At 50.4% G+C, this 13,412-nt stretch carries 16 protein-coding genes; 7 read left to right on the top strand and 9 right to left on the bottom strand.

Annotated elements, in window-relative coordinates; genetic code table 11:
- Nucleotides 1-28: 28 nt before the first annotated feature.
- Complete coding sequence (gene yrfG, locus J0A65_RS04750; RefSeq protein WP_206593193.1) at nucleotides 29-712, bottom strand: GMP/IMP nucleotidase; 684 nt, start codon at nucleotides 710-712, stop codon at nucleotides 29-31.
- Between the two features lie 104 nt (nucleotides 713-816).
- Between yrfG and nudE the strand changes: the two genes are divergently transcribed.
- From nudE to J0A65_RS04735, 3 genes are read left to right on the top strand one after another with little or no spacing between them, the layout of a single operon-like run.
- On the top strand, nucleotides 817-1,380 hold the full coding sequence (gene nudE, locus J0A65_RS04745) for an ADP compounds hydrolase NudE (RefSeq protein WP_206592985.1): 564 nt from the start codon (nucleotides 817-819) through the stop codon (nucleotides 1,378-1,380).
- Complete coding sequence (cysQ, locus tag J0A65_RS04740) at nucleotides 1,380-2,225, top strand: 3'(2'),5'-bisphosphate nucleotidase CysQ (RefSeq protein ID WP_206592984.1); 846 nt, start codon at nucleotides 1,380-1,382, stop codon at nucleotides 2,223-2,225. The genes nudE and cysQ overlap by 1 nt, the downstream gene beginning before the upstream one ends.
- The gene (locus tag J0A65_RS04735) at nucleotides 2,212-2,778 is read left to right on the top strand and encodes a YceI family protein (protein ID WP_206592983.1); all 567 of its coding nucleotides are present in this window, start codon (nucleotides 2,212-2,214) and stop codon (nucleotides 2,776-2,778) included. Before cysQ ends, J0A65_RS04735 begins: the two co-directional genes overlap by 14 nt.
- Here J0A65_RS04735 and J0A65_RS04730 read toward each other — a convergent pair.
- The 5 genes from J0A65_RS04730 to J0A65_RS04715 all read right to left on the bottom strand — a co-directional run bounded on the left by J0A65_RS04730 (nucleotide 2,775) and on the right by J0A65_RS04715 (nucleotide 6,603).
- Nucleotides 2,775-2,996, bottom strand: coding sequence for a YheU family protein (locus J0A65_RS04730; RefSeq protein WP_206592982.1), 222 nt, complete (start codon nucleotides 2,994-2,996; stop codon nucleotides 2,775-2,777). The genes J0A65_RS04735 and J0A65_RS04730 overlap by 4 nt on opposite strands.
- A complete protein-coding gene (locus J0A65_RS04725) occupies nucleotides 2,993-3,997 on the bottom strand; it encodes a hydrolase (protein ID WP_332874297.1) in 1,005 nt (334 codons plus the stop codon). The genes J0A65_RS04730 and J0A65_RS04725 overlap by 4 nt, the downstream gene beginning before the upstream one ends.
- 63 nt (nucleotides 3,998-4,060) lie before the next feature.
- Nucleotides 4,061-4,189, bottom strand: a complete 129-nt coding sequence (locus J0A65_RS27630; protein ID WP_269813811.1) for a hypothetical protein — start codon at nucleotides 4,187-4,189, stop codon at nucleotides 4,061-4,063.
- A 28-nt stretch (nucleotides 4,190-4,217) separates the two neighbouring features.
- Nucleotides 4,218-4,706: a TIGR02444 family protein gene (locus J0A65_RS04720; RefSeq protein WP_206592981.1), complete on the bottom strand. Its 489-nt coding sequence runs from the start codon at nucleotides 4,704-4,706 to the stop codon at nucleotides 4,218-4,220.
- The gene (locus J0A65_RS04715) at nucleotides 4,693-6,603 is read right to left on the bottom strand and encodes an ATP-binding cassette domain-containing protein (RefSeq protein WP_206592980.1); all 1,911 of its coding nucleotides are present in this window, start codon (nucleotides 6,601-6,603) and stop codon (nucleotides 4,693-4,695) included. Before J0A65_RS04715 ends, J0A65_RS04720 begins: the two co-directional genes overlap by 14 nt.
- A gap of 92 nt (nucleotides 6,604-6,695) precedes the next feature.
- Between J0A65_RS04715 and J0A65_RS04710 the strand changes: the two genes are divergently transcribed.
- A complete protein-coding gene (locus J0A65_RS04710; RefSeq protein WP_206592979.1) occupies nucleotides 6,696-6,899 on the top strand; it encodes a YheV family putative zinc ribbon protein in 204 nt (67 codons plus the stop codon).
- 14 nt (nucleotides 6,900-6,913) lie between these two features.
- Here the strand turns inward: J0A65_RS04710 and J0A65_RS04705 are convergent, their stop codons facing one another.
- Genes J0A65_RS04705 through J0A65_RS04695 form a run of 3 tightly spaced genes read right to left on the bottom strand, consistent with a single transcriptional unit; the run spans nucleotide 6,914 to nucleotide 9,072 of the window.
- Nucleotides 6,914-7,831 carry a formate/nitrite transporter family protein gene (locus J0A65_RS04705; RefSeq protein ID WP_206592978.1) on the bottom strand — a complete coding sequence of 306 codons (918 nt, stop codon included), beginning with the start codon at nucleotides 7,829-7,831 and terminating at the stop codon, nucleotides 6,914-6,916.
- Nucleotides 7,832-7,868: 37 nt separating this feature from the next.
- Nucleotides 7,869-8,084, bottom strand: coding sequence for a SlyX family protein (locus J0A65_RS04700; protein ID WP_206592977.1), 216 nt, complete (start codon nucleotides 8,082-8,084; stop codon nucleotides 7,869-7,871).
- Nucleotides 8,085-8,103: 19 nt separating this feature from the next.
- Nucleotides 8,104-9,072 carry a WD40 repeat domain-containing protein gene (locus J0A65_RS04695; RefSeq protein WP_206592976.1) on the bottom strand — a complete coding sequence of 323 codons (969 nt, stop codon included), beginning with the start codon at nucleotides 9,070-9,072 and terminating at the stop codon, nucleotides 8,104-8,106.
- 257 nt (nucleotides 9,073-9,329) lie between these two features.
- On the opposite strand from J0A65_RS04695, the gene fkpA reads away from it, so the two are divergent.
- The 3 genes from fkpA to J0A65_RS04680 all read left to right on the top strand — a co-directional run bounded on the left by fkpA (nucleotide 9,330) and on the right by J0A65_RS04680 (nucleotide 13,392).
- The gene (fkpA, locus tag J0A65_RS04690) at nucleotides 9,330-10,073 is read left to right on the top strand and encodes an FKBP-type peptidyl-prolyl cis-trans isomerase (protein ID WP_206592975.1); all 744 of its coding nucleotides are present in this window, start codon (nucleotides 9,330-9,332) and stop codon (nucleotides 10,071-10,073) included.
- Nucleotides 10,074-10,495: 422 nt separating this feature from the next.
- Nucleotides 10,496-10,975 (top strand): transcription elongation factor GreB, encoded by a 480-nt coding sequence (greB, locus tag J0A65_RS04685; protein WP_206592974.1) that lies wholly within the window; start codon nucleotides 10,496-10,498, stop codon nucleotides 10,973-10,975.
- A gap of 101 nt (nucleotides 10,976-11,076) precedes the next feature.
- Nucleotides 11,077-13,392, top strand: a complete 2,316-nt coding sequence (locus J0A65_RS04680; protein WP_206592973.1) for a Tex family protein — start codon at nucleotides 11,077-11,079, stop codon at nucleotides 13,390-13,392.
- Nucleotides 13,393-13,412: the final 20 nt, after the last annotated feature.

Here is a 13,412-nt window from a genome sequence, read left to right as displayed (position 1 = left end):
AAATGGGGGCGCTTAGCTAGCGCCCAATTCACACTGAGACAGGATTGGCCAGAATATCTTCAAGCAGATAACGGTAATCCTGTACGGCAGGAAACTCGTCAATATCCCGCACCGGTTTTTTAGAATCGGGATTGCTAACCGCCAATAAATGACCGATGCCAAACTGGCGGGCGGCTTCCAGGATAACCAGGCTGTCATCCACAAATAAAGTACGAGCGGGATCAAAGCCCAAGCGTGCCTGCAATTGCTGCCATAAGGATTGGGATTCTTTGGTCACACCAAATTCATGAGTAGATATCAACAGGTCAATGTGTTGATCAAGCTGGGTGCGTTCCACCTTTAGTGACAAACTGCCGGGGTGGGCGTTGGTCACCAACACCACCTGCCTGCCGCTTTGATGCAAGGCGTCTAAGAAAGGAATAGTGTCATCGCGCAAACTGATCAGGTGCTGCACTTCGCGCTTGGCACTGACAATATCCATCTGCAATCGCTCAGCCCAGTAGTCCAGGCAGTACCAGGCAATAGTGCCGGTTACTGCATCGTAATCCTTTTGCATACGGGCTTTGGCAGCCTCTAGGCTGACTCCGTCACGCTCGGCCAACTTGGCGGGAATCAACTCCAGCCAAAAGTGATTATCAAAATGCAGGTCCAGCAATGTGCCGTCCATATCCAGCAATACAGTATCAATTTGCTTCCAAGGCAACATAGCCAGTCACTCCGTTATCGCAACAAATTAGCGTTTACAAGGCAATCCGCTGTTTTATCCGCCATTTATTGGGTTATAGTTAGGGCGAGTTATTCTAACGCGACAGGTAGATGAGTAAAGTCACGTCGGACAAAGCCCTGCCTCAAATTCATGAGGTGCAGTTGGTGGCAAGCAGCCGCCTCTTCCATATCGAAAAGCTGGATCTGGAGTTTTCCAACGGTGCACGGCGCGAGTTCGAGCGCATGAAAGGTTCTGGACGCGGCGCTGTGATGCTGGTGCCCTTTCTCGATGCCGATACTTTGTTGTTGGTAAGAGAATATGCCGCTGGAACACATTCTTACCAGTTGGGCTTTCCCAAGGGTCTGGTCGACCCTGGAGAAGACAGCTTACAAGCTGGTAACCGCGAACTGATGGAAGAAATAGGTTACGGCGCCAGAACACTGCTCAAGTTACATAATGTCAGTATGGCACCGGCCTTTTTTAACGCCAGCATGGACATTCTGATTGCCCAAGACTTATATCCCAAAAGCCTGGAAGGCGACGAACCAGAACCTTTGGAAGTTGTTCCCTGGTCGATAAGAGAGCTTGATCGCTTACTGGATCGCGAAGATTTCACCGAAGCCCGCAGTATTGCCGCCTTGCTGTTAACAGAGAGGTGGCTAAGGAACAGGTAATGCCAAACGGGGACACTAGCCAATACCTGGCAATAGCCAAACAAGCGGCCCGAGAAGCTGGCCGTGAGATTTTAAAAATTTATGACAGCGGTAACTATCAGCACTACAGCAAGGCTGACGAGTCGCCGGTAACCAGCGCCGACTATCTGGCCAATGACATTATTCAGGCCGCACTGGCCCGGCACACCCCTGACATTCCTATCATGTCGGAAGAGCAAAACAACGGTGACTTGCAGTCTCGACAGCATTGGACAAAGTACTGGCTGATTGACCCCATAGACGGTACCCAGGAATTCGTCGCTCGTAGTGGTGATTTTGCCGTTAATATTGCCTTGGTAGAAAACAATCAACCCATAGTCGGGGTAATCTATTGGCCTGCCGGTGACTCGATGTACTACGCCAGCAAAGGCAATGGCGCGTTTAAAGAAACCCCCAAGGAAGACAAGCGCATTAGTGTGCGCAAGCTGGATGATCCTGCGCACGGTGTGGTAGTTCTTGCCATCAGCCGCAGGCAGTCCCGGGAAAAGGTGATGTCACGGCTAAGCAACAGCCGTACCTACCAAGCCCTACCGCTGGGTAGTTGTTCTCTTAAGGCCTGCTTTATCGCCGAAGGTAAGGCCGATGTGTTCTTGCGCATTGGTGTCACGGGTGAATGGGATACTGGCGCGTCACAGTGTATTGTTACTGAAGCCGGTGGGAAAATTTTGGCGGCTAACTTTGAGCCGCTCACATACAATAAACGCAACAGCCTGACTAACCCGGATTTTGTGGTGCTGGGAGACCCCAGTGTCGACTGGCAGGAAGTCGTAAAATATCAACAAGAGGAAAATCATGAAAAGTCTTAGCCTGGCAGCCCTGCTGCTCTGTTCACATGCCGCCCTGGCCGATTGGCAACTGGATCAAAGCGTGTCCAGCCTGAGTTTCCTGTCAACTAAGAATAATCTGGTTACCGAAACTCATCATTTCACGGCATTCACCGGCACGCTGGCCGAAGACGGTAGCCTGAATATCAACATTGAGCTGAACTCCGTTGAGACCAATATCCCCATTCGTAACGAGCGCATGCGCGAACATATGTTCAAGCTTTTTCCCAATGCGACCCTGACAGCGCAAGTGCCTAAAACGGTGATGGATTTGGATGTAGGCGAATCCATGGCTCTTGAGATCAAGGGTCAGTTGGAGCTCAACACCAAGTCGCAGATTCTGTCGATTCCTTTGCAAGTTACTCGCTTGGCAAACGAGCAGCTTTTGGCCACCACCACTCAGCCAATTTTGCTGAATACCGTTCAGTTTGGTTTGACGGATGGGGTGAAGAAATTACAGGAACTGGCCGGCCTGGCCAGTATTGATCAAACCGTTCCTGTCACCTTCAACGTCATTTTCAACGCCGCCAACTAGTCGGCACTGAACTGCGCAGCCGGGACGATATTGACCGAATCATGCAGTTCAGAATACACCAGCAGTGCATCACCTGACTTCAGTTGTTGATGCACTTGCTGGATTTTTTCCGCCAGCGATATTTCTTCACTGCCGTAATCCGTCCCCTCGCGCAACACAAACGCCTCGATAATATTATGCAAGGTCTGCGCTTCGAGCTGATCAATAGGAATGATCATGGCTGGCCCTCTAAGTAAGGGCGAACAAAGTTTACTACCCGTTCATGTGTCCAGATAACCGGTCGCCAAGGCGTACCTTGCATAAACCCAACGTGTCCACCTTGCTGGCTTAATTCTAATCGCACAAAAGGTGATAACTCATGGGCTTGAGGCACCACCTCAGGGTTCATAAAGGGATCGTCCACCGAATGTAACACTAATGTGGGCGTTGATATTTTATTCAAGAAAGAGATCGCGCTGCATTTCTGATAATAGTCATCGGCATTCGCAAACCCGTGCAATGGTGCAGTCACATGTTGATCGAAATCGCGAAAGCTTTGAAAGCCTCTGACTTTTTCCTCACTCAGTGACAGCGCGGAGAAATCCAGTCGGTTCATTTTCTCCAGCAATCGTTTACACATGCTGCCCAGCAGATACCGTTGATAGAGCCTGGAAAAGCCCTGATTGATGCTTTGTGCACAATTAGCCAGACGAAAAGGGGGCGAGATGGCAACCGCCGCATTCAACCAGGACTGATTGATCTTCTCTCCAAGCAATTTCAACAACATGTTTGCGCCAAGAGAAAAGCCTATACCGACCTTGGGCACATGTGGAAAACGACTGGCCAGATTGTCGAGAAAGAAGGTCGCGTCCTGGGTGTCACCAGAATGGTAGGCGCGGGTTGTGCGATTAGGATGATTACCGCAACCACGAAAATGCATCATCACACCACGCCAGCCTTGGCTGTGCATAACGGCCAGCATATCGTTGGCGTAATGAGAGCGAGCTGACCCTTCCAGGCCATGGAAACAAGCCACTATACCTTTAGGCCTATCGGGCTCCGGTGTCCACGCCAGCTCGACAAAGTCACCGTCGGGTAACTCCAACGATTCCCAGTGCAATTGGATAGCCCGGCGCTTCTGCAGCAATCTCGGCCAGATCGTCTGTACATGGGGACTTCTGGCCCACCATGGTGGCCTGAACGTGCTTTCTACAATATGGCCAAAGTCTGTGCCGCTCACTTTACTGCTCCATCTGTCAATCAACGGGATTTGACACTAGAGCCGCGACGAAGACAAGGCTTATCAGTGAGGCTTGCCGTCTACGCTGTTACGAATGAACAAATACACGTAGTAAAAACAGATAGCCAACACTACGCCCAGTCCGAGCAATGATCCCCAGGCAACGGGGTCGTTAAAAATGAGTTCCAGCATGATAGCCTCCTGGTGTTTTATTCGGCTACTAGCTTAGATCCTGAAACTTGTTGTCATTTTGACCCTGGTCAAACTTTGTCTCGGTTTGCAGTTTGCTCAGTATTGTCTTTAGTTGATGCGGCATAGCCGGGTTCAACGCCAGCGCATACAAGTAAAGATTATCACCCTCAGCTTGTACCAATGTTTGCGTATTCAGGCACGCAATCAAGTCGGCTTGCTGGCGCTTTTCCAGTGCCAGTTCACCACTAAGTAGATGCTGGTAAGCAACAAGGTCAAAGGCCTTAGTTTGTCTGCGCAGGGCTCTAAGCGACTGCAGCAAAGATTCTGTATCAGCCAGAGTGCTGACCAACGCCCGGATGTTCTTGTCTGACAAAGTAAAACTACGGTGTTGCAAAAACAGGCATAGCAGTACCAGATTGACATTCATGGCATAGCGGTTCTGCAATTGCAGACACAGGTGCTCTGCCTCTTTATAAACGGCCAGACTAAACTGCCAGAAGTCTTCAGTCTGCCACACTGGCTTCAAACTCTTGTTGCATGCCTTCCAATTGCTCCTGATTATCCAGCCAGCTAAGCTCCAGCTCTTCAAGCTCTTGTTTGACTGTTACCTGTTGCTCCAGCAAGGTTTTAAGTTTGGCTTTATGCTGATCTTCGTATAAGGACGTATCCAACATCTGGTTTTCGATGTCTGCCAGGCTGCTATTAAGCTTATCCATGCGTTTCTCCTGCGCATCAATGGCTTTGCGCAGCGGCTGTGTACGCTGACGAAACTCGGCTTCCAGGCGCTTTATCGCTTTACGGTCAACCTTAGGTTCCTGAGGTTTGGCTTGCTCGGTCCTGGTTGGATCGGTACTGCTCAGCCAGTTTTTGTAGTCATCTAAATCGCCGGAGAAAGGCTGCACTTGGCCACTGTCGACCAGATAAAACTCATCACATACCGAGGTCAGCAGGAAGCGGTCGTGGGAAACCAGTACCAGAGCCCCTTCAAAGGCCTGAATCGCCATATTCAAGGCATGGCGCATATCCAGATCAAGGTGGTTGGTCGGTTCATCCAGCAACAGCAGGTTGGGCTTCTGGTAAACCAGCAGCGCCAATACCAAGCGTGCCTTCTCGCCACCCGACATAGGTGCTACCGGGCTCAGAGCTTCGTCGCCGCGAAAGCCAAAGCCGCCCAGAAAATCTCGCAGGGACTGCTCGGTAGCCAGCCTGTCCAGCCGCTGCACGTGGGTAAGCGCCGATGCTTCAGGATCCAGATACTCCAACTGATGCTGGGCAAAGTAACCAATTTGCAAACCGGCGGAGGTAACATATTGCCCTTGTATCGGCTTATTCTCTTCGGCCAATAGTTTGATCAAGGTGGACTTACCGGCCCCGTTACGACCCAGTAAGCCAATCCGGCTACCAGGCACTAAATTGAGTTGCAGCTTTTGCAGAATAATCTTATCGCCATAGCCCACCTGCACCTGGTCCATACTGACTAGGGGATTGGGTAGCTTGGGTGGCGGCATAAATTCGAAAGAGAAGCCGCTTTGGTAATGAGCGGGGGCCAACTGTTCCATTTTTTCCAGTTGCTTTACCCGGCTTTGTGCTTGCTTGGCTTTGCTGGCCTTGGCTTTAAAACGGTCAATAAAAGATTGTAAGTGCGCGCGTTGCGCTTGTTGCTTTTGGAACTGCAAGTCTTGTTGGCGCAATTTCTCGGCTCTGAGCCCTTCAAAAGCACTGTAGTTACCTTTATAGGAATTCAGGGTTTGCTGTTCTACATGGATTATTTCTTCCACTACCGCATCCAAAAACGCCTTATCGTGGGATATCAGGATAAGGGTTCCAGGATAGCGTTGCAGAAATCGCTCAAGCCAGATTACCGCATCTAAATCCAGGTGGTTGGTGGGTTCATCCAGCAGCAGTAAGTCGGAATGACACAACAGCGCTTGCGCCAGATTGAGACGCATACGCCAGCCACCGGAAAAGGTTCTGACCGGCAGACTGATCTGCTGCTGAGAAAAGCCTAAACCGGCAAGAATAATGGCCGCCTTGGACTCCACCTGATAGCCACCCGCCTGCTCCAGTTGCAAATGCAGCGCCGCAATACGCTCACCATCATGGGCCTGTTCGGCCTCGGCCAATTGCGCCTGAATCGCGCGAAGCCGGTGATCGCCATCAATCACGTAATCCAGTGCACTGCGGTCGGTGGCAGGCGTTTCCTGAGCAACCGAGGCAATTTGCCATTGCCGGGGAAGGTCGCACTCCCCCTGGTCGGGCTGTAACTGGCCTTTGAACAGGGCAAATAAACTCGACTTGCCGCAGCCATTGGCACCGACTAACCCAACCTTATGGCCTGGATAAATAGTGGCGTTGGCGTCCTGCAGCAGTTCTTTGCTGCCACGCATCAGGCTAAGGTTGGTAATTTGAATCATGGGCTCGGCTACAACTGTGAAATAAACCGCGATATTATACCCGCCCCATTCAGGGAAATGGTATCCATCTCCAACAGTCCAGGGCTAATCCGATGTCAGAAAAAACCCGCAAACGCTTTATCGCCGGCGCGACTTGTCCACAGTGTAAGGCCGTGGATACCCTAATGCTGTATATGCAGAACAATCTGGAACACGTGGAATGCGTGCAGTGTGGGCATAAACAAAGCCAGCCGGATGACAAAGTTAGCGCAGCCACCCGCAGTAATGAGTCTGTTATCGGCGTATTTAAGCCCTAAACAATCAGGGCTGATTACTTCTTGGCTTTATTATCTGCCCGCTGCGAATGGCGGATATGGCCATAATTGAGCATAGCTACGAACACGCTACCTCCGACCAGATTACCCGCCAGAGCGGTCAAAATAACGGGTGGCAGTTGCCAGAAGCCAATGCTGTCAGACGAGAAATAGCCCACAAATAGCTCAATGGAGCCTGCAATTGAATGATGGAAACCGCCCAGCCCAATCAGAAAAGTCACAATGTAAATGCTGACAATCTGACTCAGGGTGGAATAGGTAGACAGTACAATCCAGGCCCCCAAGGCCATTAGCCAACCGGCCAATATGGCGCTGACAAATAAGGTCTGGACCGGATAGGCCAATAAATGACGAGCCAGCACTAAGTAGCCCTCACTGGCATGAATAACGGGTTCAGCAGCCATTAATAGGCCAGTGGAAAATAAACCTCCCAGCAAATTCCCCAAAATCACAATGCCCCATAAACGAAACAGGCGATTTATCTTAGCTTTGCCGTCTAACACAGGGTAAACCGCTGTCGCGGTATGTTCGGTAAAAAGCTGGGTGCGACTGAGGATACAAAGCACAAAACCGAGCGGATAACTGGCCGCCAGAATGACCCGACTGAAAGGATGTTCACCCTCTGTCATTAAGGTTGCCATGACAGCAACAGCCAGCACGGTAAAACACAAGATCATCCCTGCCGCGACCGCCGATAACAGTAAAGACAGTGTGGGCCTTGAGATCTGCTCTAACCCCTCTCCTATCGCCTTTTCCAGAATATCGTCCGGATGGCGGAAGGTCTCGTCGGTGCGCTTAACAATAACAGAAACAAACTCGCTGTTTTCCTGGCGCCGTTCCTTACTGCGCCCGGTGTCCTGATCACGCCCCAAGGGTTCTCCACGACTTGATACCAGCTGTTTGTTTTCCTGCATTGTGTGCTCCTGCGGTTACCTTCGCAATTTCCCTTACTTAGTAGTGAGGGGGCGGCGTTTCTTCCGACTCACTGGCAATGTTTGATACCTGTTGCTGCCTGAGCCTGTCTACCACATGTTTCATTTGAAACTGTAGTGCATCCAGCTGCTTCTGCTGATCCGCCAGGGCTTGGTTTAACTTCTCTATGGTGTCGTCCTGAAACGCCACCTTGGTTTGCAGGTCTTCTATAGACTGCAATATTTCATTTTGCATCTGGCTACCCTCAGCTCAATCAATAAGACCAGATTTCCGTCAGACCACTGCTACTGTGAGACATGATCTGACGCCCCGGCATAAAGGCCACATCATACACTACTGCGCTTTGTGGTTGGCTGCCCCGTCTGGGTGTAACCATCCAACTGCTCACTTCATCGCCACTTTTCACATCCCACAAACTCAGACCTCTGGAAGGCGACCCTGTTAGCAAGTGCTTACCATCTTCTGAGAATTTGGCAGCTGAAAAAATTTTCTGTCGCTGCAAATAATGCAATTTGCTGATCTGCTGTCCTGTGCGCAAATCCCAGATTCGCGCGTTGTTTTTACTGTCGGCCGTAAAGGCATAGCGTCCTTGGAAATCCAGTGCCACCTTAGTTACCCGGCTCGGGTGAGTGAAGCTGTATACCACTTGTCCACTGCGGGTATCCCAAAGATACGCCATAAAATCACTGCCCCCCGTAAGCGCATAAAAGCCATTGGGTGACAGATCGACACTATTGATTTTTTCCTGATGACCTAAGAACTCCAATCGTCGCCCGCTTTGCGGTTCAAAGAACATTACCTTGCCGTTGCCCCGCCCAACTAGGATGCCCCGCCCCTGATTGGACACAGCTATATCCCGAATTGATGACTCGTCTATGCGCCAGAATCCTTCTGGTTCACCGGTGCTCAGACTCCACAGGGCAAAAGCGTCGCGGTCAGAAGTCACCACATAGCTATTGTCGAAAGCAATCCTAGTGCTGGCCACCAGGTTGTTGCCCTCGCCCTGATGACGCCACTGATAACGCTGCTTTTGTGTCTGCATGTCCCATACGGCAATGCCGTTTTCCACTGAAGACACCACCGCCAGGCTGCTATCTACAGAGACAGCAGCAGCCAATGCTCCCCCTGGTGCATGTTCGTAAATGGCATCTGGGGTGCTACCGGGTATGCTGCACGCTGACGTTACTGTTATCAGTAGTAACAAAAACACTTTCTGAAGCATGACATCCTTAGGTTTCGCTTTTACCACTAAGGGTTTAGTATAAGCCCATTGTCCCGTTGACTGTCCATAGCAGCAGGGAGAGCGCAAAGATCCTGACTGCAAATTCCATGTCTTTTCGCCGGATAGGAAACTTTCCGGTTCCTTGCGCCTCAAAGTTCGGACATTCGCCACGGTGCTCCAAACATAAGCACCTGGGGTTGCTGATATCAGTAAACCTACCAGAGCGATATTAAATAACAAACTCACTGGAGAAGTTGATGAAAAAGACCGCTATTGCCGCACTCGTATTGTCGGCCTTAACCCTGACAGCCTGTCAGCAAGAGCAAACCCAGCCTACCGCACAAGAGGTTAAGCTCGAAAGCCAAGAGCAGCAGCAAGCATACGGACTGGGCGTATCCGTTGGTCAGTTCATCGGCCAAAAACTGGACATGCAGGAAGATGTCAGCATCATGCTGGACCGCGAGTTGGTTATTCAAGGCTTTAAAGATGCCTTAGGTGGTGACTCCAAGCTTGAGCAGCAGCAAATCCAAACGGTTCTGACTGCACTGGATGCGCTGGTTAATGAAAAACAACAAGCCAAGCAAGAAGAAATGGCTGCCAGCAATATTGAAGCAGGTAAAGCCTTCTTGGCCGAGAATGCTAAGCGTGAAGGGGTAACTGTGACTGAGTCAGGCCTTCAGTACGAAGTGCTGACTCAAGGCGAAGGCGCGTCACCCAAAGCAGAAGATACCGTTCGTGTGCACTATCAGGGCAATCTGTTAGACGGCACTGAGTTCGATTCTTCCTACAAACGTGGTGAACCCGCAGTATTCCCACTTAATCGCGTTATTTCTGGCTGGACCGAAGGTGTTCAATTGATGAAAGTGGGTTCAAAGTTCAAGTTCTTCATCCCATCCGAACTGGCTTACGGTAAGCGTTCCACCGGTGCGATTACGCCCAACTCAACCCTGGTATTTGAGGTAGAGTTATTGGGTATCGAAGGTGAAGGCGAAGCCCAATAAAGAAAAAGCCGGGTACATCGTACCCGGCATTTCTTGTCTTAATCAGCTATTTCCTTGCTGAACCTTGGGTCCCTCATCGCAATACCCGTTATACGGGTGACATGGGCCGGCTTGCACCGGTTACGTTCTTTCCGCGTTGTTTGCTACCCAGCTCAGTTTCAATGACAAGATTGTTAGGCATTTCACCCGGTAGCATAGGCTACATGCATGGCAGGTAACTCAAGCAGTATGGGCAGCTACAATCGCTATTCCCCTGCCGTTACCTAACTTTTAGTGTAGAAGAAATAGGCCAAATTGCGCCGACCTTTTGAAACGTTTTTGTCATAACAACACGCTGATGCAATGCACAATGTTATAGAACAATTCCTAGCATTCGAAGATATGGCTATATCGGGCATTCAACCATGCAGGTTCAATTACCTATGAAAACAGATCTTATAACCCGGGAAGGATTCGACAGCCTAAAGCAGGAGCTAGATCATCTGTGGCGCGAGAAACGCCCTGAGGTGACCAAGAAAGTGGCCTGGGCGGCCAGTCTGGGAGATCGCAGCGAGAACGCCGACTACCAGTACAACAAAAAGTTGTTAAGGGAAATTGACCGACGCGTCAGGTATCTGCGCAAGCGCCTGGAAATTATTAAGGTGGTGGATTATTCGCCACAACAAAAAGGCAAAGTGTTTTTTGGTGCCTGGGTTGAAGTAGAAAACGAACAAGGTGAGACCCTCAAGTTCCGTATTGTCGGTCCGGATGAAATCTACGCTCGTAAAGACTATATTTCCATCGACTCACCGATGGCCCGTGCGCTGCTAAAAAAGGAAGTGGACGACGAAGTTTGGGTACAAACCCCTACAGGCCGCAAGCAATGGTTTGTTGTGGAAATTCACTATCCAGGTCAGGACTGACAAGGTTTTTGTCAGTAATTACCGGCATCGGGCTGGAATTTTGCCAGCATAGCCCTTATAAAGGCCCTGTTTAACATTATCATCAGCCACCAAGGCACCCCATGATCATAGAAAAAATTGCCTCTGAACTCTCCGTCTCTCCTCAACAAGTCCAAGCCGCTGTTACCCTGCTTGACGACGGAGCCACTGTTCCCTTTATTGCCCGTTATCGTAAAGAAGCCACAAACGGGCTGGATGACGCGCAGTTGCGTACCCTAGAGCAACGTTTAGGTTACTTGCGAGACTTAGAAGACCGTCGCCAGGTGATTCTTAAATCTATTGGTGAACAGGACAAACTCACTCCAGAACTACAAGCTAAGATACTCGCAGCCGACAATAAAACCGAGCTGGAAGACCTGTATCTGCCTTATAAACCCAAGCGACGTACGAAAGGACAAATTGCCATCGAGGCAGGTCTGGAGCCCCTTGCTGACAGTTTGTTTGCGGATCCCAATCAGGATCCAGAAGCTCTTGCTACAGAGTATCTAAATGCCGACGTTGCAGATACCAAAGCCGCTTTGGAAGGTGCCCGTTATATTTTGATGGAGCGCTTTGCTGAAGATGCGGCGCTTTTGCAGAAAATTCGTTTACACCTGACCAGAGAAGCCCATATTCAAAGCAAAGTGGTAGCTGGCAAGGAAAAAGAAGCGGCTAAGTATGCGGATTACTTTGCACATAGCGAACAGCTCAGCAAGACCCCTTCACACCGGGCGTTGGCAATGTTCCGTGGCCGCAATGAAGGCTTGCTGCAAGTTTCCATGAATGCAGACCCGGCCAATGAAGAAGGCGACCGCAGCTCCCAGTGCGAATCCATCATCGCCCAGCATCTGGATATTCGCGATAATGGACGCGCGGCCGACAAGTGGCTGCAGTCTGTGGTGCAATGGACATGGCGGGTAAAAATCCTGCTACACATGGAAAATGAATTGTTTGGCAGCCTGCGTGAAAAAGCAGAACTGGAAGCCATCAGCGTATTCGCCAAGAATCTGCAGGACCTACTGATGGCAGCTCCAGCTGGTGCCAAAGTCACCATGGGTCTTGATCCGGGTTTGCGGACCGGCGTCAAAGTCGCAGTGGTAGATGCTACAGGTAAGGTGGTCGCCACTAACACTATCTTCCCACATGCCCCGCAAAATCAGTGGGATAAATCAGTTCGCACCCTGGCGCTGATGTGTCAGCAACACAAAGTGCAGCTTATCAGTATTGGTAACGGCACGGCTTCGCGTGAGACAGATAAGCTAGCCAGCGAAGTCGTCAAAGCCTTGCCTGACCTGAAGATCAATAAGATTGTGGTCAGCGAGGCTGGCGCATCTGTTTATTCAGCCTCAGAACTGGCTTCTAACGAACTACCGGACCTGGATGTTTCTCTTCGTGGGGCGGTTTCTATTGCCAGACGTTTACAGGATCCCCTGGCTGAGTTAGTCAAAATCGAGCCCAAAGCCATAGGGGTTGGACAATATCAGCATGATGTTTCCCAAAGTCAGTTGGGTAAGTCTCTGGATACCGTGGTAGAGGATTGCGTTAACGCCGTTGGCGTCGATCTCAATATGGCATCTCCTGCTTTACTTAGCTATGTATCGGGGTTAAACCGCACTTTGGCTCAAAATATTGTCAGTTACCGGGATCAACACGGTGCCTTTGCTGACCGTAAACAGCTGCTTAAGGTAGAAAGGCTCGGTCCCAAAGCATTTGAACAAGCTGCGGGCTTTTTGCGCGTGATGGGTGGAAGCAATCCATTAGACGCCTCTGCTGTGCACCCGGAGGCATACGAGTTGGTTAAACATATCAGCCAGAGTGCCGGAACCGACATCGGTTCTCTGATAGGTAATAAAGACCTGCTTAAATCGCTAAAGCCGCAAGATTTTGCCAATCAGACTTTTGGTATTCCGACCATCACCGATATCCTCGCTGAATTAGACAAGCCTGGCCGGGACCCGCGTCCTGAGTTTAAAACTGCCACTTTTAAGGACGGCATAGAGCAGGTTAGCGATCTGAAGCCAGGCATGATCCTGGAAGGTGTGGTCAGCAATGTGGCTAACTTTGGTGCCTTTGTGGATGTGGGTGTGCATCAGGATGGTCTGGTACATATCTCCGCCATGACAGATAAGTTTATCTCTGATCCGCGTGAAGTGGTAAAGGCCGGTGATATCGTCAAAGTTAAAGTGATGGAGGTCGATGTGGCACGTAATCGTATTTCCTTCAGCATGCGACTGAACGACGAACCTTCATCCAAGCAAGCACAAGCTAAGCCGGACAGAAGCACCAAGCCTCAAGTTCAGCGAGCTGCACAGGCTAAGCCACAGCGCCAGGCCCAACCTGCCAATAGTGCCATGGGTAATGCCTTGGCAGAAGCATTCGCCAAAGCGAAAAAGCCCTGATAGAAACAACAACGCCCCAT

It is taken from the genome of Bowmanella yangjiangensis (assembly GCF_017255015.1).
GTDB classification, from domain to species: Bacteria; Pseudomonadota; Gammaproteobacteria; order Enterobacterales; family Alteromonadaceae; genus Bowmanella; species Bowmanella yangjiangensis.
This window is presented reverse-complemented; position numbering and strand designations above follow the sequence as displayed.

Coding starts and splice junctions, on each gene's coding strand:
- J0A65_RS04700 (WP_206592977.1), bottom strand. CDS start 8,084: ATGCAAAATGAAATATTGCAGTCTATAGAAGACCTGCAAACCAAGGTG.
- J0A65_RS04695 (WP_206592976.1), bottom strand. CDS start 9,072: ATGCTTCAGAAAGTGTTTTTGTTACTACTGATAACAGTAACGTCAGCG.
- J0A65_RS04680 (WP_206592973.1), top strand. CDS start 11,077: ATGATCATAGAAAAAATTGCCTCTGAACTCTCCGTCTCTCCTCAACAA.
- fkpA (WP_206592975.1), top strand. CDS start 9,330: ATGAAAAAGACCGCTATTGCCGCACTCGTATTGTCGGCCTTAACCCTG.
- greB (WP_206592974.1), top strand. CDS start 10,496: ATGAAAACAGATCTTATAACCCGGGAAGGATTCGACAGCCTAAAGCAG.
- J0A65_RS04705 (WP_206592978.1), bottom strand. CDS start 7,831: ATGCAGGAAAACAAACAGCTGGTATCAAGTCGTGGAGAACCCTTGGGG.
- J0A65_RS04715 (WP_206592980.1), bottom strand. CDS start 6,603: ATGATTCAAATTACCAACCTTAGCCTGATGCGTGGCAGCAAAGAACTG.
- J0A65_RS04710 (WP_206592979.1), top strand. CDS start 6,696: ATGTCAGAAAAAACCCGCAAACGCTTTATCGCCGGCGCGACTTGTCCA.
- J0A65_RS04735 (WP_206592983.1), top strand. CDS start 2,212: ATGAAAAGTCTTAGCCTGGCAGCCCTGCTGCTCTGTTCACATGCCGCC.
- J0A65_RS27630 (WP_269813811.1), bottom strand. CDS start 4,189: ATGCTGGAACTCATTTTTAACGACCCCGTTGCCTGGGGATCATTGCTC.
- nudE (WP_206592985.1), top strand. CDS start 817: ATGAGTAAAGTCACGTCGGACAAAGCCCTGCCTCAAATTCATGAGGTG.
- J0A65_RS04730 (WP_206592982.1), bottom strand. CDS start 2,996: ATGATCATTCCTATTGATCAGCTCGAAGCGCAGACCTTGCATAATATT.
- cysQ (WP_206592984.1), top strand. CDS start 1,380: ATGCCAAACGGGGACACTAGCCAATACCTGGCAATAGCCAAACAAGCG.